This window comes from Clostridium rhizosphaerae (assembly GCF_016765585.1).
Taxonomy (GTDB): Bacteria; Bacillota; Clostridia; order Clostridiales; family Clostridiaceae; genus Clostridium_AT; species Clostridium_AT rhizosphaerae.
Map to the genome: position 1 here is coordinate 92,986 of NZ_JAESWC010000002.1, position 20,359 is coordinate 113,344.

Sequence of the window (20,359 nt, forward strand, 5' to 3'; positions counted from 1 at the left end):
GGTAGAGACTTTTGTAGATAAAAAGTAGCTGCCTTTTTTATTTTGGAGAATAATACTATTTCTTGAAATTTAAAGACCAAACTATAACCTTGACGTTAAGGTTATGCAGTGATAAAATATCTATTGGCAGGTGAGAATATGGAAAGCAAATACTACAAAATTGAGGAAGTAGCAATAAAAACAGGACTTACAAAAAGAGCGATACGATATTATGAGGATATTGAACTCATAAAGCCAGTTAGAGCTGAATCCTCCTATAGACTTTACACCGAGGAAGATATAGAAAAAATTATTAGAATAAAAGAATTACGAGATAGTCTTGGTTTTTCTTTAAATGAAGTTAAAGTTATTTTTGATCTGGAAGTTGATTTAAAAAGTATCTTTAAAGGTGAGAAAAAGGATGAGGTTTTAGTTGAAAAATCAAAAAATTTGATTAAGAACCAGATAAAGCTTATAGAAGAAAAAGAGCAAACTTTTGAAAGAGTAAAAAACAAATGTGTAGAGATTTTAGAAAAGCTTGAAGCACTACGTTAAAGCAATTAATAATGAATAAAATGGAGGTCGTTAAATGACAAAAGATAATTATAAATGGATTGCGCTTTCATGTACAACAATAGGTGCACTTTTTTCAGTGCTCAGTGGTAGTACCTTGATGATTGCACTTCCTGTTATTATGAAAGATTTAAATGCTAGCATGAGTGTAGTAACTTGGACTCTAATGGGATATATGCTGGCAATGACAATATTAGTTCCTTCTATAGGAAGAATGGCAGATATGGTTGGAAGAAAGAAACTTTATGTATCTGGTTTTGCTATATTTACCTTTGCCTCTTTATTATGCGCTATGTCTCATACTGGAATGCAGCTGCTCATATACAGAATGGTTCAAGCTGTTGGCGGATCTTTGATGGTTGCAAACAGTACAGCTATAGTCGCAGATGCATTTTCTAAGAAAGAGCTTGGAAAAGCATTAGGAATTAATAGTATGATAATAAGTATAGCTTCAATTGCAGGGCCGATTCTAGGTGGATTTTTAATAACAATCGGCTGGAGAAGCATATTTTATATAAATATACCAATAGGAATTATTGGAACACTTTGGGCAGCCTTTCAGCTTAAAGAAAGCAGTGTTTTATCTGATAATAAGAAATTTGATTTAAAAGGTACACTAACTTTTACAGCAGGGATGTTGGCTCTTTTAGTAGCCTTATCCTTTGGGGGATTCGTTGGATGGATCAATATAACTGTAATTGGTCTTATTATAGCATCAATAATATTGCTTTGGATGTTTGTACGAATTGAAAACAGCACAGAAGAACCTATGCTGGATTTAAGACTTTTAAAAACAAGGGTACTTGCTTTTGCATATGCAAGCAACCTTCTAAATGGAATAGCAAGGGGCGCGGTTACCTTTTTATTAATCTTTTACTTCCAAGGTATTAAGGGAATTGACCCAATAGTTGCTGGAATGCTCCTGGCTCCCTTTGCAATATCCATGATGATTGTATCACCCATAAGTGGATATCTTTCAGACAAATACGGGGCAAGAATTCTAAGTTCTGTTGGATTACTTGTTTCTGCTTTTGGCTTACTTGGAATGATGTTTATAACTGCTGATACATCAACTGCTGAACTTGTTATATGGATGCTTATAATGGGATTTGGTTCAGGAATGTTTTTCTCTCCAAATACAAGTGCAATAATGGGTATGGTGCCAGCAAATAAAAGAGGTGTTGCAGCAGGAGTTAGAACTATGGCTACCAATGCAGGTAATGTATTGAGCATAGCAATATCTATGGCTATAATATCCTCAAGTATATCTCCTGAAGCAATGCAAGCTTTATTTGTGGGCACACAGGTAGGTTCAGAAGGAATTGCTATCGGTCAGTTTGTTTCAGGACTTAGAATAGCATTTACTATATCTTTCATATTCAGTGTAATAGCTGCTATTATATCCTATATGAGAGGCAGCGAACCTGAATGGAAAGAAGAAGCTGCATAAGTTATTTTGCAGTTAAAAAGGACAGCTTGTTAAGCTGTCCTTTTTAACTAGTTATCTAGATAACTAGATATATTCTTTTCTGGATTTTTTTGGCGAAAGTTTTGTTGTAAGTAAAAGAGCTAAAATAATAAAGCACATTATCATTGTAACAACACCGCTCCATCCAAATGAGGACCAGAAAGTTCCGCCTGCAGTTCCGCCTATGCTTGAGCCCACATAGTAGAAAAAAAGATAAAGTGAAGAAGCCTGAGCTTTATCATGAGATGCAAGATGTCCAACCCAGCTGCTAGCAATAGAGTGTCCTCCGAAAAATCCAAAGGTCAAAAGAGCTATACCTACTATCTTTATGACTAGGCTGGTACTTAAGGTTACTGCTGCACCTGCAAACATTACAATAAGTGCACTTAAAAGAAGCTTATGCTTACTATGCTTGTCTGCCATTTGTCCCATCCATGTAGAACTGAAAGTCCCCATGAGATATAGAATGAAAATAAAACCTACTATAGAGGGACTTAATGAATAAGGTGGAGCTATTAATTGGAAGCCTATATAATTATACAAAGAAACAAGACTTCCCAAAAGTAAAAAGCCTATGCCATAAAGACAGAGTAAACTTGGATTCTTTAAATGATTTAGCATTGATTTTAATAATTTTCTTGTGTCAAGAACGCGAGGATTAAAATGCTTTGATTTTGGCAGCTCTACTACAAACAATATGCTGGCAATAAGACTCAACACACCTACACCGCAGAGAGCAGCACGCCAATTAAAAAGGTCTGTAATAATTCCTATGGTAATACGTCCAAACATTCCTCCAAGGGAATTTCCACTAATAAACATTCCCATTGCCATGCCAAGACTTTTCTCCTCTATTTCTTCACCTAAATATGCCATTGCAATTGCAGATAATCCAGATAAAACAAAACCTTGAAGTATTCGAAGTGCTAAAAGAATATGAAAACTTGGGGCAAAGCCTGTAAGTATTGCAAGTATGGAGGCTGAAAACATAGAAAATGTCATAATTACTTTTCTGCCCCAGGCTTCAGATAGAGAACCTACAATTAGAAGACTTACAGCAAGAGAAATAGTTGTTGTAGAAAGGGAAAGACTTGCAGATGCAGGAGAAATATGAAAATCTCTAGAAAGGTATGGAAGTAGCGGCTGCGTGCTATATAAAACAGCAAATGTGCTAAAACCGCCTGCAAATAGTGCTATGTTGGCTTTTTTAAATTCCTTTGATCCTTTTTCAATATAACCCATAATTATGTCACCTCAAATTTATGAAATAAACTTTAATTTAGAAACAATTATTTTAAAATACAGTTTTATTATAGAACTTTAAAACTAATTATAAAAGTACTATAATGAAATTAAAGTTTAGATAATTCTGTTTAGGAGGTAAATCCATTGAGAATCGGAATTATAGGTTTAGGTGATATAGCTAAAAAAGCGTATTTGCCTGTTCTTTCGGAAAAAGAAGGAATAGAATTGGTGCTTTGTACAAGAAATAAAGATACCTTAGAGAGATTTTCAAAAAAGTATAGAATTAATGATAAGGCTTCTACAGTAGAGGAGCTTATTAAAAAGGGTATAGATGCAGCTTTTGTGAGCACTGCTACTGATGGTCATTATGAAACTGCAAAGAAGCTTCTAGAAAACGGAATAAATACATATATTGATAAACCTATCTCTATGAATTTTAATGAAACACAGGAAATTGTAAAACTTGCAAAGAAAAAAGGAATCATTGCTATGACAGGTTTTAACAGAAGATTTATACCTATGATTAAAGAGCTTAAGGATCATGGGAAGGCATCTATGATAATAATGCAGAAAAACAGATTTGCATTTCCTGACTATGTAAGAAGGTTTGTTGTAGAAGACTTTATTCATGTGGTTGATACGTTGAGATTTTTAATGGACACTAATGTGAAAGATGTTAAAGTAGAATACATTAAAAATGGTGATATGCTTGATAGTTTAGTAATACAACTTATAGGAGAAGGCTGCATAGCAATCGGGATTATGAACAGAAACGGCGGAGTTACAGAAGAAATTATTGAATATACCACTGGGCACCATAAATATGTAGTAAACGGTCTTGTTGAGACAACTCACTATCACAACAAAGAATTATGTATATCAAAGTTTGGGGATTGGGAACCAACGCTTTATAAACGTGGGTTTTATCAAATAATTGATCATTTTATAGACTGTGTAAAGAATAACAAGACTCCAAATCCATCTATTGAAGATTCTCTTATTACACATGAAATTTGTGAGAGAATAGTTAAGTGTATAGATTGAAAAATTTTAAATATAAGAAGATAAAAATAGGATAAGTGTTATTAGGATTGAGCAGGTAAAACCTGCTTTTTTACTAGCATATTGGTATTGCATTATGAATGCTGGTAGATGTAAGTTGTAGGTTAATAAAACGAGTGATAAAAAATAAAATCGCTATATAAAACGAAATTGTATTAAAAATTGTTATTAATTAATAAGTACTACTTTATTTTTTTAGTATATAATGGTAATATAAATTAAAAAGATATGATTTTTCATTAACTAGAAAGTAATAGGTAATTCTTGCATAATATAAATGTGTAAAAGCATAATAAAACTAGAGAATATGTAATATAAAAACAGCATAATATAATTGCCTGTACTAGAATATAGAAATCTATATATTGAAAGGAGTTACATAAATGAATAAACAACAAATAGGTGTAATAGGGCTTGCCGTAATGGGGAAAAATCTTGCATTAAATATAGAAAGTAAAGGTTTCTCTGTATCAGTTTTTAATCGGTCTAGAGAAAAAACAGATGAACTTTTAAAGGAAGCACAAGGTAAAAATCTTATAGGAACTTATTCAATTGAAGATTTTGTAGATTCTTTAGAAGTTCCAAGAAAAATTCTTATAATGGTAAAGGCAGGAAAGCCTGTTGATGATACTATAGAGCAGCTTAAACCATACCTTAGTAAAGGCGATATTTTAATTGACGGAGGAAATTCCTTTTTTGTAGACACTATAAGAAGAAACAGAGATCTTGAAAGAGAAGGCTACAGGTTTATTGGAACAGGTGTTTCAGGAGGAGAAGAAGGAGCCTTACATGGTCCATCTATAATGCCTGGAGGACAGGAAGATGCTTATAAACTTGTAGAGCCAATGCTTACTGCTATTTCTGCAAAGGTAGATGGAGAGCCTTGCTGCACATACATTGGTACGGATGGAGCAGGCCATTATGTTAAGATGGTTCATAATGGTATTGAATACGGAGATATGCAGCTTATAAGTGAAGCTTATTTTCTTTTGAAAAATATACTTGGCCTTTCCGAAAAGGAGCTTCATGAAGTATTTTCAGAGTGGAATAAAGGGGAACTAGATAGTTTTCTTATAGATATTACTCAAGATATATTTACTAAGTATGATGAAGAAACAGGCAAGCCCATGGTTGATGTTATAATTGATACTGCTGGTCAGAAGGGAACAGGAAAATGGACCAGTCAAAGTGCACTAGACCTAGGAGTATCAATTCCAACTATTACTGAAGCTGTATTCGCGCGATGCATTTCTGCTATTAAGAGCGAGAGAGTAGCAGCGAGTAAAATATTAAGAGGACCATCGAATTTTTCCTATGATAAAGACAAAAAGGAGTTTATAGAAGCTGTAAGAAAAGCTTTGTATGCTAGTAAAATATGCTCTTATGCTCAAGGCTTTGCACTTATGAAGGCAGCTGCAGATGAATATTGCTGGAATTTAAACTATGGCGAAATTGCTATGATATTTAGGGGCGGATGTATTATAAGAGCACAGTTTCTTCATAGAATAAAGGAAGCTTACGATAATAATAAGGACATTGCAAATTTAATGCTTGATCCATATTTTAAAAACATACTGGAAAGCTACCAGGACGCCTTTAGAGAAGTTATATGCATTGGGGTAAAATGTGGTATACCAACACCAGCATTCTCAAGTGCATTAGCTTATTTTGACAGTTACAGAAGTGAATTTCTTCCTGCTAACCTGCTTCAAGCTCAAAGAGATTACTTTGGTGCACATACATTTGAAAGAATTGATAAAGAAGGTATATTCCATTATAAATGGTTTTAAGAATATTAATAATTAATCAATGCAAAATTAGAGAGTCTAGGATAAATTTAATTTAATCCAGACTCTTTTTTTATATTTCTATTTATCTATTAATTTTCTTTCAAATTCTTCCACCATCTTTTTGGTCATTAACCCACCTACGGGACCACCGATATATCCGTTTAATTTTGAACTTACATTACCCTTATATCCATCATTGTATTTAAGTCCAATTTCATTTGCATATTCTGTTTTTATTTTGTCTAATGCATTTTTAGCTTCTGGAACTAACGGTCTTCTACTCATAAAAACACCTCCATGTCTTTATTAGTTTGAATTATAAATCTAAATATATACTGGCAAATTAAACTATAAAAAACTCTTTTCCATTTAATAATGTAATTTTTAATAAATAATGAAATGTATTTTGAGATATTATGTAAACAATAATTCAAGGTATGTATACAACAAATTATAAGTATACTGGAGTAAACATAATAAATATGGTAAACAAAAAAATAAGAATGTATACAAATTAAAAAATAAGTTGTATAATAATATTTGAGTTGATATATAGTCTGGAGGTAACAACAATGGATGAATTTAATAACGAAACTCAAGACAATAAGAAAGATTCGCCTCTTAGTGTAAGAGTGGAACAGTATTATAAGGAGCTATTTCTAGAGTTGAGTGAGAAACCTGGATATAATAGAAAAAGACTTCTTGAAAATATGATAAGTACATATATAAGTAAAGAAAGAGAAGATAACAGGCAGAGCAATTTGAATCTAGAGCATGAAATAAGTTTGATTTCAAGTAGTCTTAATGATATTTTGGGAGTATTTAAAACTATTTCAACTAAGGCTCAGGACACTATTGGATCTGATAGAAGCTTCTATGAACAGCAAATTGAAAATTATAAAAAGGAAATTGAGAGTTATAAAATGAAATTTGAAAGCGAAGAAGTTCAAATAAAAGAACTTAAGCTTCAAAATAATGAACTTGAACTTGTTATTAATAAACTAAATGAGGAAAATAAGAAATTAGAAGACAAAAATAAATATCTTCAACAAGATGCGGATAAAGCAAAAGATGCCCACGCAGCAGTGCTTAAAGATGTATATAGTTTAAGAGGCTTGGAGGTTGAAAATTTAAGGCGAACAGCTGAAAATAAAGAACTTTCCGCGCAGATAGAAGCTATTAAAGCAATTGTTAATGATAAGGAAAAAGAGATAGAAAAGCTTAAATACAATTACAATGCACTGGAAGATAAGAGTGATAAAAAGAGCGAACTGCTTGAAATGCAAATAGAAGAAATGGCTAAACAAATTGACAGAATGAGAAAAGATAAAGAAGCTGATATAAAAGAACTTGAAGAACTTTTAAGAAAAGAGTTTCAAGTTAGAAAAGAAACTGAAATTTTGGAGCTTAAGTCAGAATATAATAAGCTTCAGCTTCGGTATATAAAAGATATGGAGCGTATAAAGAAGTAGCGCTGTGTTAAAATTTTTGAAAAAAGTTTTTTGCAGAAGTAGAAATATTAGTTTTGCATAAAACTTTTTAGTTTATTTAGAAAGTTTTCGATATAACTCGATACATAATTTAAGTTATGTATCGAGTTGTGGTATAATAGATTTTGAAGTGGATTTTTAAAAATAGGAGACAGAGATGGATTACTTGAATTATTTTTGCGATTATTTAAAAAAGCGAGATTTATCCTTAAATACTATTAGCAGTTATAAAAGTGATGTTGGACAATTTCTAGAGTATATAGTTAAGCCAGTGTTAAGTATTGATAAAAATGATATACTTAGTTTCGTTGGACATCTTGAAGAAAAAGAAATTAATGTCACCTCTATTAATAGAAAATTTATAAGCATCAAAAATTTTCTGGATTTTCTTAATGAAGAGTATAATGCTGGTTTTACTTTTAAGTTAAAACAAATAAAAACTCAACATCAACAGTATCTTGATGATTTGCTTTTTAAGGAAGATTTTGATAAGCTTATTAATTGCGCAAGGAAAAATAAGGACATTAGAGCTGAGACTATATTTCAAACTTTATACTTAACTGGAATGAGGGTAAGCGAACTGCTTCAGCTTGGAGTAGGGGATGTAGGGAAAAATTATTTATCTATTAAAGGAAAAGGAAGCAAGTACAGAACTATCTTTGTGCCTCCAAAGCTTGTAGATATACTTGGAGAATATAAGCTTCAAAGAACAAATAATAGCGATAAACTGTTTACAGGACAAAGAGGTCCGATAAATAGACAAACTGTTCATAACATGATAAAAAAATATGCAAACATGGCAAATGTTAATATCGATTCAGCTCACGCTCATAATTTCAGGCATCTCTACTGTTTAAGCCTTATTGAAAAGGGGCTTAGCATTGATGTAGTTGCCGATCTTGCAGGGCATAGCAATATAAATACTACAAGAATATATACAAGAAAAACAAAAGAACAGTTAATGACAGCTATAAACGAACTATAAAAAGGAGATAATGGATGGGACAAAAGGCAGTATTTTTTGACGTAGATGGAACTTTAATTGATTGCGCTAACGGTATGGAGCGTGTTTTAGACTCTACTGAACAAGCAATTACGAAAATAAAGAAAAATGGACATTTAGCGGTATTAGCTACAGGAAGACCTAAATCTTTTTTAGATAAAGAAATTACAAAACTGAAATTTGACGCATATATAACTTCAAACGGAGCTTATATAGAGATGAATGGCAAAGCATTGTACAATAGAAAAATTGACATAAGCACATTAGGTCAGGTCATATCCATGTGCAGCTCTGAAGGGATTGATTATATATTTGAAGGGCAGGATTTATCCTACGTTTCTGATTTTAATTCAAATAATATTAAAAATCTGCTCCAAGTATTTTCAATTAATCCAAATCACTTGACGGATATTAATGATCCTAATGAGATATCAGCAAATAAAATGGTATTAATTTTTAATAATGACAGGCAAAAAAAATTAAGTACTAGTCTGTTAGAAGATAAATTTAATTTCATGAATCATCCAGGACTTAGTTCCTATGATGTTTATTTTAAGGACTGTACTAAGGCTGATGGTATAAAAAAATTTGCGGACAACCTTAATATAAGCATAGATAATACAATTGCTTTTGGAGATGGAATTAATGATATCGAGATGCTGCAGACTGTTAAATATGGAATTGCTATGGGAAATGCTAACGAAAAGTTAAAAAAAGTTGCCTATTTCGTTACTAATGATGTTTTTTCCCATGGTATTTATAATGGTCTTGAAAGACTGCGGATAATATAAAATTAAATATTTGTAGTTCTAAATATAAAGAGTCAGCTTTTGCTGACTCTTTAGTTATCTTATGAAATTAGTAACTGCTCTTTCTTCTTTTTCTGGAAGCGTGATCCCCGCTTCTTTACCGGCTTGTATGCATTTTAAAAGCCAAGCCATATTCCTGCCTAAGGTTCTCATTGTCTGCATTCCTTCTAAATCCTGCTTTACTTCTTCAGGTGTATTGCCATGAACCATATTCCAATATTGAGAGGATACTACAGGCATATTTGAAATAGTAAAGTATTTGTTTAACTGATCAAAGGCAGCAGTAGAGCCACCGCGGCGGCAGCTAACAACTGCTGCTCCTGGCTTATATTGAAAGCAGTTTCCTGCATAGAAAAATCTGTCTAAGAAAGAGGTTATCTGCCCTGAGGCGGCAGCATAGTGTACTGGTGAGCCAAAAATAAAACCATCAGCTTCTTTTGCTTTTTCTAAAGCTATATTTACTATATCGTCATTAAATATACATTTGCCATTATCATCTTTAAAACATCCACCACAGGCCATGCATCCTCTGATAGGTTTACTTCCTACATGCAGAATTTCTGTTGTAATACCTTCTTTTATTAGTTCTTTTTCCACTTCACATAAAGCGGTATAAGTACAGCCTTTAGCTTTTGGACTTCCGTTAATAAGTAATACCTTCATTATTATCACCCATCCCAATCTAAAATAATTTATAACTTCCACTGTATATTATACAATAATCTATCTGAAAAATGTAGAATTTCACAACCTATATATAATGCAATAAAGTTCTTACACTAATGCAGTCATAAAATATCCAATCTTCAAGGACTTTAGGACATCATTAATGTGGTAGAACTTTTGCATTATATATATTGGTAATTAGAAAGCTATGTGTGTTACAATATTAAAATGTGTTTGCAATAATTTAATAAAAAATGTATCATAATAAAATGAAAAGTTTTATTTTTTGTAAGGGAGATATAAATATGAAAGCAGTTTATAAAAATCCAAAAGAATTAGCAACAAAATTAATTGATTTGGTAGATACCTATAGGGAAGAGTTAATTGACAAAGAAAAATTTGAAAAGTCAATAACAGCAATTATAGAAAAAAATACAATATATAAAAATGGATTTATGCCTGCAAGACTTATAAGTATTATAGGTGAAGATAGAAAAACTATCATTGATGAGGTAGAACAAAAGCTTAGAGATAAATAAAGGGTGATATAGTGGTAGAAAGATTACAAAAATATATAGCTTATTGCGGAGTTGCTTCAAGAAGAAAAAGTGAAGAGATAATTTTAGAAGGACGAGTAAAAGTTAATGGTACAATTATTACTGAGCTTGGATATAAAATTGATTCTGCTATAGATAAGGTTTTTATAGATAATGAGCTAATAACTCCAGAAGAGAAAAAAGTTTATATTGCATTAAACAAGCCAGTAGGAGTTATATCTTCTGTTAAAGATGAAAAAGGAAGAAAAACAATTGTGGACTTGATAAATGTAGAGGAAAGAATTTATCCTATTGGAAGACTTGATTATGATACTTCAGGCTTGATACTTCTTACAAATGATGGAGAAGTATATAATAAGGTAATTCATCCTCGAAAATCTGTAAATAAAATATATATAGCAGAACTTAAAGGTGTTCCGGATAAAAATGATATTAAAAAATTCTGCAGTGGTGTAGATATTGGTGGTTATATTACAGCCCCAGCAAAATTTAGATTATTAAAATCATCAGGAAGTACATGCTCTGCAGAAATAATTATTCACGAAGGCAAGAACAGGCAGATAAGAAAGATGTGCGATGCTATAAATCATCCTGTTATGAAGCTTAAAAGAGTTGCAGTAGGGGACATAAAGCTTGAAGGCTTAAAGCTTAGTGAGTGGAGATATTTAAAAGCAGAAGAAATAACTTATTTGAAAAATTTATAAACTTTACCCACTTGTATTAAGAAGGCGATATATATGTATAAATATGTTTATGATATAAGTCAACTAGCTCAAAGTATCATATCGAAATATTTAAGTAATTTTCAGTATGCTGTTGATGCAACGCTTGGAAATGGCTATGACACTGATTTTTTAAGCGAAAAGTTTAATAAGGTTTATTCTTTTGATATTCAAAATGAAGCAGTTGATAATTATAAGAAACGCAATAAAGAAAATGTAGTCTTGATTAATGACTCACATGAATATTTCAAAACATATGTAAGTGAAAAAGTAGATTGTATAATGTATAACTTAGGGTTTCTTCCAAGAGGAAATAAGGAATTGACAACCACAGCATATACAACAATAAAAAGCTTAGAAGAAGGACTAGATATCTTAGCCCCAGGAGGAATAATAAGTATTGCTGTTTATATTGGACATGAAGAAGGTATGAAAGAAAAAGAGGCTGTTTTAAGCTTTGTCAGCAAGCTTCCTAAAAAAGAATTTGGAGTAATGGTGCATTATTTTGCGAATCGAGATAATGCACCATTGCTAATTATAATTGAAAAAAATATTAAATAGTGACTTTGCAATATTTTTATCGTAAAAAGTAACGAACAATTGAAAGTTCTGTTGATAATTTTTTCAATAAATGTTAAAATGAAATAAATCATTCATTTTTTCATTAAACTTAATAGAAAGGATTGAACTTCAGTGGAAGAAAATAAACAGGATCTGATGAGAACCATTCAGATGAAATTTCCTAGATTGAGTAAAGGACAAAAATTAATAGCAGAATATATTTTAAAACATTATGATAAAGCTGCTTTCATGACAGCTGCAAAATTAGGTACTAGTGTTGGAGTAAGTGAATCAACAGTTGTAAGATTTGCAAATGAACTTGGATTCAGCGGCTATCCTAAATTGCAAAAGGCTCTTCAAGAGCTTATCAAAAACCGTCTTACCACAGTTCAAAGGATTGAACTTTCCAATGATTATGTAAGTGAAGAATCAGCTTTAAAAGGCGTTTTAAAGTCAGATATGGAGAATATTAGAGCAACTCTTGAAAAAATTAATCATAAGAATTTTGAAGACGTTGTAAACAGTATATTTACCGCTAAAAAAATATACATAATCGGTTTAAGAAGCTCCACAGCGTTAGCTGAATTTTTAGGTTTTTACCTTAATCTTATATTAGATAATGTAAAAATAGTTGGGTATGGAATAAGTGATATATTTGAACAAATGATAAATATATCAGATGAAGATTTGGTTATTGGTATAGGATTTCCAAGATATGCAGCTAGAACTATTGAATCTCTAAGTTTTGCACAAAGCCGAGGGACAAAAGTTGTTGCGATAACAGATAGTTTATTATCTCCGCTTGCAGCTAAAGCTGATTATACTCTTATAGCGCAAAGCAATATGGCTTCCTTTGTTGATTCACTAGTTGCACCTTTAAGTGTTATAAATGCTCTTATAATAGCTGTTGGACTCAGAGAAAAACAAAAAATTTCAAATACCTTTAATGAATTAGAAAGTATTTGGGAAGAATATCAGGTATACTCATATAAAGATAAAGAGGATAGATAAATTATCCTCTTTATCTTTATATAAACCTTTTTTTTAGTCATTTTCATTTAAAAATTTAATTATAAAAAATATTAAAATTTTTTTAAAAAAAAGAAGGAATATTGCATTTTGTATAGAATAATATATACTGTAAGCAAGTTAACATTCAATAATTATTATGAATGAAATTAAACATTCATTTTAGGAGGTAAATATTATGTCAAATGTAAAAATGGATCCTAAAACCTATATTGAGCAGGTTATTGAAAACGTTAAGAAAAGAAATGCTCATGAACCAGAATTTCTTCAGGCTGTAGAGGAAGTTATGAACTCTCTAGCTCCAGTTCTTGAGAAACACCCAGAATATATTGAAGAAAATTTACTTGAGAGATTCTGCGAACCAGAAAGACAAATAATGTTTAGAGTTCCATGGGTTGATGATCAAGGAAATGTTCAAGTTAACAGAGGATACAGAGTACAATTTAATGGAGCTATAGGACCTTACAAAGGCGGACTTAGATTCCATCCATCAGTATATATAGGAATAGTTAAATTCTTAGGTTTTGAACAAATATTAAAGAACTCCCTAACTGGTCTTCCAATAGGAGGAGGAAAAGGTGGTTCAGATTTTGATCCAAGAGGAAAGTCAGATGCAGAAATAATGAGATTCTGCCAAAGTTTCATGACTGAATTATACAGACACATAGGTCCAGATGTAGACGTTCCAGCTGGTGATATCGGTGTTGGAGGAAGAGAAATCGGTTACTTATTTGGACAATATAGAAGAATTAAAGCATCCTTTGAAAATGGAGTTCTTACAGGAAAAGGATTAACTTATGGTGGAAGCTTAATAAGACCAGAAGCTACTGGTTTTGGAGTAACTTATTTCTGTCAGGAAATGCTTAGACATGAAGGATTAGACTTCAATGGTAAAACAGTTGCTGTTTCAGGATTTGGTAATGTTGCTTGGGGAGCATGTATAAAAGTTAGCCAACTAGGCGGTAAAGTTGTAACACTTTCAGGACCAGACGGATATATTTATGATCCAGACGGAGTTAGTGGCGAAAAAATTGATTACATGGTTCAAATGCTTAATGAAAACAAAGGTGCAAGAATTAAAGACTATGCTGATAAATACGGCGTTCAATTCTTCCCAGGTCAAAAGCCATGGAATGTAAAGGTTGACATAGTTATGCCATGTGCTGTTCAAAATGATATTCAATTAGAACACGCTAAACAAATAGTAGCAAATGGAGTTAAATTTGTTTGTGAAGCTGCTAATATGCCATGTACTAATGAAGCAGTTGAATACTTCCAAAAGAATGGATTAATTGTAGGACCAGCAAAGGCTGCAAATGCAGGCGGTGTTGCTACATCAGCATTAGAAATGGCTCAAAACAGCATGAGAATGTCATGGTCTGCTGAAGAAGTTGATCAAAAGCTTCATACAATTATGGTTAATATATACAATAACTGTAAGAAAGCTTCAGAAAACTATGGCTATGGATACAATTTAGTTGCTGGAGCTAATATAGCAGGCTTCGTAAAAGTTGCAGAAGCTATGCACTCACAAGGAAATTATTAATCAGCATAAAAAGAGAACCTCTTAGCTAGGTTCTCTTTTTATGCTGTATTTTATTTTAGCATTGAATAATATTAGATAATATATTAAATTATAATAGTGAATAAAAATGGTGGTGATTTAATGGCTAAAGTTGTTGTTATTGGTGGAGGTCCTGCTGGAATGATGGCTGCACTTGCTGCAGCAGATAAGCATAAGGTTATACTTCTTGAAAAAAATGATAAGCTTGGCAAGAAGCTCTTTATAACAGGCAAAGGAAGATGCAATATAACTAATGCAAAGGATATTGGCGAGTTTTTTAATTACATACCTGGTAATCCATATTTTTTATATAGTCCTCTTTATAGTTTTACTAATGAAGATACAATAAATTTTTTTGAAAAGTTGGGAGTTAACTTAAAGGTGGAAAGAGGAGAGAGGGTTTTTCCGGCCTCTGATAAGTCATCGGATATTATAAATGCATTTTCAAGTGAGATTTTAAGAAAAGGTGTGGAAGTAAGGTTTAACGCTGCTGTAAAAGAATTAATAAGCCATAATAATAAAGTTCAGTCTGTAAAACTTCGGGACAATAGTATAATAGAAGGAGACTACTTTATTATTTGTACAGGAGGCCTTTCTTATCCTAGAACAGGCTCTACGGGAGAGGGTATGAATTTTGCAAAGGAATTAGGACATAAAATAATTAAGCCAAGACCTTCCCTAGTACCAATTGTAGTTGAGGAAGAGTGGATTAAGGATCTTCAAGGGCTTTCTCTAAAAAATGTAGAATTAAAAATCATGGAAAAGAACAAAACTTTGTACAAAGACTTTGGAGAAATGATTTTCACTCACTTTGGAATTTCAGGTCCTATAGTATTAAGTTCAAGTTCAGTTGTTAAAGATAAAAAAGATCTTAAAGCAGTTATCAATTTAAAGCCTGCTCTAAGTACTGAAGAACTTGATAAAAGAATACAAAATGACTTTGCAAAATATTCTAATAAGGATTTTAAAAATTCATTAGATGATTTGCTTCCACAAAAGTTAATTAATACAGTTATTACTCTTTCTGGTATAGATGAGAATAAAAAGGTTAACTTAATTACAAGGGAAGAAAGAAAGAAGCTTGTAGCTTTATTAAGTAATTTTACACTTACCATAAAGGCTCTAAGACCAGTTGAAGAGGCTATAGTTACAGCAGGAGGGATTGATACAAAGGAAATTGACCCTTCAACTATGCGGTCCAAAATTATTAATAACCTTGCCTTTGCAGGTGAAGTAATTGATGTTGATGCTTTTACCGGAGGCTATAATATTCAAATAGCGTTATCCACAGGCTATTTGGCAGGGGTAAAGGCTGGTGAAGATATATGATAGCAATAAGAGGAGCAACAACAGTGGAAAGCGACAGTAAAGAGAATATAAAAGAATGTACGATAGAGCTTTTTGAGAGAATAATCGAAACTAACAATATAAAAATTGATGATATAGTTATGATTATATTTTCCTGCACAGATGATATAACGAAAGATTATCCAGGAAAATTTCTAAGAGAGCATTTTGATATTAAGAATAAAGCAATTATGCATTTTAACGAAATGAAAGTAGAAAATTCACTTGAACTATGTATAAGGGTTTCCGTATTATGTGAAGGTTTTAATGATAAAGAGGTTAAATTTATATATCTCAATAAAGCAAAAGGATTAAGAAAAGATTTAACTAATTAAGTCTTAAATTAGAGGAATTTTATTATTTGTATAGAATATAAATTAAGGTTACAATAACATAGAAGGGCGGAATGGAATTGAAGTTATCTATTGCCATTGATGGTCCTGCTGGAGCAGGAAAGAGCACAATAGCTAAAATTTTAGCAAACAAATTTAATCTTATGTATATAAACACAGGTGCTATGTATAGAGCTGTAACTTTAAAGGCTATGGAGAAAAATATTTCCTATGACAATATAAAAGAGCTCTTAAAACTTATAGATACTATGGAAATGCATTTTGAGCATGACGATTTATTTCTTAATAACGAGAATATTAATGAACAAATATGTATGCCTGTAATAAGCAATAATGTTTCAAATTATGCAGCAGTTTCAGAAGTAAGAGAAAAACTAGTTTCAATGCAGAGAAGGATGTCATATAAGTATAATGTTGTTATGGATGGCAGAGATATTGGAACTGTTGTATTAAAGGATGCACCTATTAAGTTTTACTTAACTGCGAGCCCTAAAACACGAGCAAAGCGAAGATATGAGGAACTTTCAGATAAAGGTATTGATGTAAATTATGAAGAACTCTTAAATGATATTATTAGAAGAGACTATATAGATTCACATAGAGAAGTAAATCCTTTAACTAAGGCAGAAGACGCTATAGAAATAGATTCTTCTGAATTAACAATTGATGAAGTTATAGAAAAAATGAGCATTTTCGTAAAAGAATATCTGGAATGTAAAGTTAAGATTTAAGCTTTTTATGAGCTTTTATACTTATTGATTATAAAGGAGGAAATATCAAAATGAATGAAATTAAATCTGAAGAGTTTAATGAACAATTAGCATTTATGAATGAGAATCTTTCTTCAGTATCTGTTGGAAAAATAATTAAGGGTACAGTTATCTCATTAAATGAAAAAGAAGCGTACATAAATATAGGTTATAAATCTGATGGGTATCTTCCTAAAGAAGAGGTTGTTAAAGATAGTAATACACAACTGTCTGATTTATTAAAGGTTGGAGACGAAATAGAGGTAAAAGTAATAAATAGAAATAATGAAGATGGATATGTTGTGCTTTCAAGAACTGAAATAGAAAGAGATGAAGCCTTAAAACAAATTAAGTCTATTTATGAAAATAAAGAGACTATAACTGCTGTAATTAAGGAAGCTGTAAACGGGGGATTAATATCAAGTTATAGAGGAGTGAGGGTTTTCATACCAGCTTCTCATATTGAATTATTTCATGTAAATAATATGGAGCATTATATAGGAAAAGAAGTTGAAATAAACATTATAGAATTCAGCCAGGATAGAAAAGGAACAAGAATCGTAGGTTCAAGACGCGAACTATTAAAGAAAGAAAAGGAAAAGAAGGAAGAGTTAGCATGGGAAACTCTTAAAGAAGGAGATAAGGTTACAGGGGAAGTAAAAAGGCTTACAAACTTTGGGGCTTTTGTTGATGTTAATGGTGTCGATGGTCTTCTTCACGTTTCAGAAATTTCCTGGGGCAAAGTAAATAAGCCAGGTGATGTTTTAAAGGTTGGACATAAGGTTGAAGCTGTTATATTAAGTTTAGATAAAGAAAACAAAAAGCTTTCTTTAAGTATTAAAGCATTAACTGAAAATCCTTGGACAGGAATAGAAGAAAAATATCCTGTTGGAAATATAGTTTTAGGTAAAGTAGTTAGATTTGCTGCATTTGGAGCTTTTGTTGAATTAGAGCCTGGAGTAGACGGTTTAGTTCATATATCTCAAATAAGCAATAAAAGAATAGCTAATCCAAGTGAAGTGCTTGAAATTAATCAGATGGTGAAGGCTAAAATTCTTGAAGTTAACAGAGAAACGAAGAGAATAAGTTTAAGCATAAGAGAAATTGAAGAAGTATAATGCTCAAATATCACCTAATATAGGTGATATTTTTTTATAATAAAACTAAGTTTTAAATTTATGTAAAAGTAATATATAATTATAGTTGTAATATAATTTAATATATTAGACTTTATAGAGCATATGAGGTTTGTTGTATGTATAGCTGTGTTACTCTTAATAAAAAGAGATTGAAAAAGTTTTCAATACTAAATGAGAAAAGAAAATTATTTAATGAGTTAAATGAAAATTTTTTTGATTATTATAATACTATTAACTTTACTAAACAATTTTTTTTGAGCAGGTCTGTAAAGCTTTTATATACTAAAGATGAGCTAACAGGCTATATTTGGTTTTCAAAATATGATGATAGACATTATGTTATTAATTCAATGTATATAAATGGACAACAAGAAAATTTGATAAAAGGATTCAGAGAACTTATTGAATCGCTAAAGCCGCGAGCCTTTTATACGTATTATTGTGAAAAGAACAGCATTAATTTTTCTATTTTAGAGGAGCTTGGTTTCTATAAAAGAGAGAGTACATATATAATGTGTCTTAATACGTGCATGTTTAACAATATAAGCGTTAAGGATAGTGTGGATATAGAACCTTTTAAGAAAGGGTTACATGAGCAGATTAGGTGTAATATTCAAAATGAGGTGTTCAAAAACGATTCAAGAATTCCTCTTGGTATTGAAGATATTTATTATGATGAATCACAGAAATACTATTATGATGAAGGATCGATTTTCATAAAGAAAGATAATGAATATATTGGATATGGACAAATAATAATAGATGGTGATATTCCCACTATTGTAAATATTGGAGTTATAGAAGGTTATAGAGGGAAGGGCTACGGAAGATTTTTGGTAGAGTCTCTTATAAGAATAGTAATTATTAATGGCTTTAAAAAAGTTAATTTAAAAGTATCTGCTAATAATTCAACAGCTTTAAATCTTTATAGGAGCTTAGGTTTTAAAATACAGCGCGAAACATGTAAATGGGAGCTAAGAAGATAAAAAAACTCGGGTAATCCCGAGTTTTTTATTATTATCTTCCTAATTTAATATACTCTTCCAATGCTATAGCTAATATCTTCATAGAATCTTTTAAATCATCGCAATTTAAGCAGTAGGATAATCTAATTTCATTTTTTCCAAGTTCTTCTGAAGCATAGAAACCTTCAGCTGGTGCAAACATTACAGTTTTATTTTCAAAGCTGAAATCTGTAAGCATCCACTTAGCAAAATCATCCGCATCATTAATTGGAAGTTTAGCCATTATATAAAATGCACCTGTAGGTTTTTTGCATATTACTCCAGGTATGTTTGATAATCCTTCAAACATTATATTTCTTCTGCTTTCATATTCGTTTTTCACTTCGTCAAAATAGCTTTTTGGTGTATTAATTAAGTTTGCAGCAGCCAGCTGTTCTATAGTAGGGCAGCAAAGTCTTGACTGGCAAAGTTTTAATATTTGATTAATTAGTTCTTTATTCTTTGAAGCTACAAGTCCTATTCTAGCACCGCATGCACTGTAACGTTTTGATATACTATCAATAAGTATAACTCTGTCTAAAATATCATTCATATAAAGTGCAGAAGTAAATTTTAAATTATCGTAAACAAACTCTCTGTATACCTCATCTGCTATAATATATAAATTATGTTCTTTTGCAATGTCTGCAAGCATTCTTATTTCTTCGTAAGTATAAACAACACCAGTAGGATTACCAGGATTTGATACTAATATAGCCCTTGTTTTATCTGTAATTTTGCTCACAATTACTTCTTTAGCTGGAAGATGGAAGCCATCTTCAGCTTTAGTTATAAATGGAACTACATTTACGCCTGCAGCTTCAGAAAAACCATTATAGTTAGTGTAAAATGGTTCTGGAATTATTATCTCATCACCAACATCGCATATAGCCATTAATGTGAATTGAATGGCTTCACTTCCTCCGTTGGTTATCATAATTTCATCAGTGTCAAAATTTATATCCCATTCTTTATAATACTTTATAAAACTTTCAACAAGAACATCCACACCTTGAGAGTTTGCATACTTTAAAACGGTTTCATTAAAGCCGTTAACTGCTTCGAAAAATGTATCAGGAGTTACTATGTCAGGCTGTCCTATATTTAAGTGGTAAACCTTTACTCCTCTTTTTTTAGCATTTTCTGCATAAGGTGTTAGTTTTCTTATTGGTGAAAACTGCATGTTTGAAATTCTTTTAGAAATATTCATTTTTATCCTCCTTGTTTATGGACATTAAGTAATTCTTAT

At 31.4% G+C, this 20,359-nt stretch carries 20 protein-coding genes and 1 pseudogene; 17 read left to right on the forward strand and 4 right to left on the reverse strand.

Translation table 11 applies throughout. The features are described from left to right. The first annotated feature begins 138 nt into the window (after positions 1 to 138). Positions 139 to 534, forward strand: a complete 396-nt coding sequence (locus JK636_RS03600) for a MerR family transcriptional regulator (protein WP_202747483.1) — start codon at positions 139 to 141, stop codon at positions 532 to 534. A gap of 34 nt (positions 535 to 568) precedes the next feature. After that, positions 569 to 2,002, forward strand: coding sequence for an MFS transporter (locus tag JK636_RS03605; RefSeq protein WP_202747484.1), 1,434 nt, complete (start codon positions 569 to 571; stop codon positions 2,000 to 2,002). Positions 2,003 to 2,065: 63 nt separating this feature from the next. Here JK636_RS03605 and JK636_RS03610 read toward each other — a convergent pair whose 3' ends face one another. After that, positions 2,066 to 3,262, reverse strand: coding sequence for an MFS transporter (locus tag JK636_RS03610; RefSeq protein ID WP_202747485.1), 1,197 nt, complete (start codon positions 3,260 to 3,262; stop codon positions 2,066 to 2,068). A 147-nt stretch (positions 3,263 to 3,409) separates the two neighbouring features. On the opposite strand from JK636_RS03610, the gene JK636_RS03615 reads away from it, so the two are divergent. Both JK636_RS03615 and gndA read left to right on the forward strand, forming a co-directional pair. After that, entirely contained in the window at positions 3,410 to 4,309 is a 900-nt protein-coding gene (locus JK636_RS03615) for a Gfo/Idh/MocA family protein (protein WP_202747486.1), read from the forward strand. 401 nt (positions 4,310 to 4,710) lie between these two features. Continuing rightward, the gene (gene gndA / locus JK636_RS03620) at positions 4,711 to 6,117 is read left to right on the forward strand and encodes an NADP-dependent phosphogluconate dehydrogenase (RefSeq protein ID WP_202747487.1); all 1,407 of its coding nucleotides are present in this window, start codon (positions 4,711 to 4,713) and stop codon (positions 6,115 to 6,117) included. A gap of 78 nt (positions 6,118 to 6,195) precedes the next feature. On the opposite strand, the gene JK636_RS03625 is transcribed toward gndA, so the two are convergent. Further along, complete coding sequence (locus JK636_RS03625; RefSeq protein ID WP_202747488.1) at positions 6,196 to 6,402, reverse strand: alpha/beta-type small acid-soluble spore protein; 207 nt, start codon at positions 6,400 to 6,402, stop codon at positions 6,196 to 6,198. Positions 6,403 to 6,689: 287 nt separating this feature from the next. Between JK636_RS03625 and JK636_RS03630 the strand changes: the two genes are divergently transcribed. The 3 genes from JK636_RS03630 to JK636_RS03640 all read left to right on the forward strand — a co-directional run bounded on the left by JK636_RS03630 (position 6,690) and on the right by JK636_RS03640 (position 9,401). Continuing rightward, positions 6,690 to 7,589 (forward strand): hypothetical protein, encoded by a 900-nt coding sequence (locus tag JK636_RS03630; RefSeq protein ID WP_202747489.1) that lies wholly within the window; start codon positions 6,690 to 6,692, stop codon positions 7,587 to 7,589. Between the two features lie 175 nt (positions 7,590 to 7,764). Next, the gene (locus tag JK636_RS03635) at positions 7,765 to 8,592 is read left to right on the forward strand and encodes a tyrosine-type recombinase/integrase (RefSeq protein ID WP_202747490.1); all 828 of its coding nucleotides are present in this window, start codon (positions 7,765 to 7,767) and stop codon (positions 8,590 to 8,592) included. Positions 8,593 to 8,606: 14 nt separating this feature from the next. Then, a complete protein-coding gene (locus JK636_RS03640; RefSeq protein WP_202747491.1) occupies positions 8,607 to 9,401 on the forward strand; it encodes a Cof-type HAD-IIB family hydrolase in 795 nt (264 codons plus the stop codon). Between the two features lie 54 nt (positions 9,402 to 9,455). Here the strand turns inward: JK636_RS03640 and JK636_RS03645 are convergent, their stop codons facing one another. Then, positions 9,456 to 10,082, reverse strand: coding sequence for a flavodoxin family protein (locus JK636_RS03645; RefSeq protein ID WP_202747492.1), 627 nt, complete (start codon positions 10,080 to 10,082; stop codon positions 9,456 to 9,458). Between the two features lie 308 nt (positions 10,083 to 10,390). Between JK636_RS03645 and JK636_RS03650 the strand changes: the two genes are divergently transcribed. The 10 genes and pseudogenes from JK636_RS03650 to JK636_RS03695 all read left to right on the forward strand — a co-directional run bounded on the left by JK636_RS03650 (position 10,391) and on the right by JK636_RS03695 (position 19,092). Next, positions 10,391 to 10,624 (forward strand): TIGR04540 family protein, encoded by a 234-nt coding sequence (locus tag JK636_RS03650; protein WP_202747493.1) that lies wholly within the window; start codon positions 10,391 to 10,393, stop codon positions 10,622 to 10,624. A gap of 11 nt (positions 10,625 to 10,635) precedes the next feature. Then, on the forward strand, positions 10,636 to 11,346 hold the full coding sequence (locus JK636_RS03655) for a pseudouridine synthase (protein ID WP_202747494.1): 711 nt from the start codon (positions 10,636 to 10,638) through the stop codon (positions 11,344 to 11,346). A 33-nt stretch (positions 11,347 to 11,379) separates the two neighbouring features. Further along, complete coding sequence (gene mnmM, locus JK636_RS03660; protein WP_202747495.1) at positions 11,380 to 11,925, forward strand: tRNA 5-(aminomethyl)-2-thiouridylate-methyltransferase MnmM; 546 nt, start codon at positions 11,380 to 11,382, stop codon at positions 11,923 to 11,925. 132 nt (positions 11,926 to 12,057) lie between these two features. Next, on the forward strand, positions 12,058 to 12,936 hold the full coding sequence (locus tag JK636_RS03665) for an SIS domain-containing protein (protein WP_202747496.1): 879 nt from the start codon (positions 12,058 to 12,060) through the stop codon (positions 12,934 to 12,936). A 196-nt stretch (positions 12,937 to 13,132) separates the two neighbouring features. After that, entirely contained in the window at positions 13,133 to 14,500 is a 1,368-nt protein-coding gene (gene gdhA, locus JK636_RS03670) for an NADP-specific glutamate dehydrogenase (protein WP_243428115.1), read from the forward strand. Positions 14,501 to 14,620: 120 nt separating this feature from the next. Further along, positions 14,621 to 15,847, forward strand: coding sequence for a BaiN/RdsA family NAD(P)/FAD-dependent oxidoreductase (locus JK636_RS03675; protein ID WP_202747497.1), 1,227 nt, complete (start codon positions 14,621 to 14,623; stop codon positions 15,845 to 15,847). Continuing rightward, positions 15,844 to 16,200, forward strand: coding sequence for a chorismate mutase (aroH, locus tag JK636_RS03680; protein ID WP_202747498.1), 357 nt, complete (start codon positions 15,844 to 15,846; stop codon positions 16,198 to 16,200). Before JK636_RS03675 ends, aroH begins: the two co-directional genes overlap by 4 nt. Before the next feature lie 77 nt (positions 16,201 to 16,277). Continuing rightward, positions 16,278 to 16,949 carry a (d)CMP kinase gene (gene cmk, locus JK636_RS03685; protein WP_420839266.1) on the forward strand — a complete coding sequence of 224 codons (672 nt, stop codon included), beginning with the start codon at positions 16,278 to 16,280 and terminating at the stop codon, positions 16,947 to 16,949. Between the two features lie 44 nt (positions 16,950 to 16,993). After that, positions 16,994 to 18,085, forward strand: a pseudogene (rpsA, locus tag JK636_RS03690) (30S ribosomal protein S1); the annotation flags it as partial. A 137-nt stretch (positions 18,086 to 18,222) separates the two neighbouring features. Continuing rightward, positions 18,223 to 19,092 carry a GNAT family N-acetyltransferase gene (locus JK636_RS03695; RefSeq protein WP_202747501.1) on the forward strand — a complete coding sequence of 290 codons (870 nt, stop codon included), beginning with the start codon at positions 18,223 to 18,225 and terminating at the stop codon, positions 19,090 to 19,092. Positions 19,093 to 19,123: 31 nt separating this feature from the next. On the opposite strand, the gene JK636_RS03700 is transcribed toward JK636_RS03695, so the two are convergent. Beyond that, positions 19,124 to 20,320 carry a pyridoxal phosphate-dependent aminotransferase gene (locus tag JK636_RS03700; protein WP_202747502.1) on the reverse strand — a complete coding sequence of 399 codons (1,197 nt, stop codon included), beginning with the start codon at positions 20,318 to 20,320 and terminating at the stop codon, positions 19,124 to 19,126. Positions 20,321 to 20,359: the final 39 nt, after the last annotated feature.